The organism is Stenotrophomonas pictorum JCM 9942 (genome assembly GCF_001310775.1).
Classification (GTDB): domain Bacteria; phylum Pseudomonadota; class Gammaproteobacteria; order Xanthomonadales; family Xanthomonadaceae; genus Stenotrophomonas; species Stenotrophomonas pictorum.
Map to the genome: position 1 here is coordinate 1 of NZ_BAZI01000665.1, position 943 is coordinate 943.

1 protein-coding gene is annotated in these 943 nt (G+C 68.1%); it reads left to right on the top strand.

Annotation, left to right across the window (positions count from 1 at the left end):
- Positions 1 to 943: glycoside hydrolase family 3 N-terminal domain-containing protein (locus JCM9942_RS16905; protein WP_172675193.1), on the top strand; the 943-nt coding region annotated here is incomplete at both ends.

A 943-nucleotide genomic window follows, 5' to 3' on the forward strand; every position in this document is an offset into this window, starting at 1 on the left:
TTCCAGGGCGAGGACCTGCGGGCGGATGACGCACTGCTGGCCACGCCCAAGCATTTTGCCGCCTACGGCGCGGTGGCGGGCGGCATGGAATACGCGCAGGTGGATATCTCGCCGCAGACCCTGCGCGATGTGCACCTGCCGCCGTTCAAGGCGGCGTTCGACGCAGGCGCGCTGGCGGTCATGAGTGCGTTCAACGACATCAATGGCGTGCCGGCCAGCGCCAACCACGCGTTGCTGACGGGTATTTTGCGGCAGGAGTGGGGGTTTCCCGGAGTGGTGGTGTCCGATTACACCGCCGACATGGAACTGGTTGCGCACGGCTACGCCGCCGATGAGCGCGATGCCACCGCCAAGGCGTTTCTGGCCGGGCTCGACCTGAGCATGCAGAGCGGCTTCTATGCCGAACACCTGCCGGCGCTGGTCGAAAGCGGGCAGGTGCCGATGGCGCTGCTGGATGAATCGGTGCGGCGGATGCTGCAGCTGAAAGAAGCCATTGGCCTGTTCGATGATCCGTACCGCTCGCTGGACCCGCTGCGCGAAGCCGATGGTTCCCCCGTCGCCGCCCACGACGCGCTGTCGCGCGAGGCAGCGCGGCGTTCGATCGTGCTGCTGAAAAATGACCGCGGCCTGCTGCCGCTGCGCACGCGCGGGCAGAAGATCGCGCTGATCGGCCCGTTCGGTCCGGACCGCGACAACATTGAAGGCTGCTGGACGCTGTTCGGCGACAAGACGCGCTATGTGCCGTTGGACAGCGGGCTGCGGGCGCAGCTCGAAGACCCTGCGTCGCTGGAAGTCGTGGCCGGTTGTGCGCTGGAGGCCCCGTTGCCCGGCGGCATCGAGCAGGCGGTGGCCGCGGCCCTGCGCACCGACGTGGTGGTACTGGCGCTGGGCGAGCCGCAGCAGTACAGCGGCGAGGCGCAGTCGCGGGTGGAGATCACCTTGC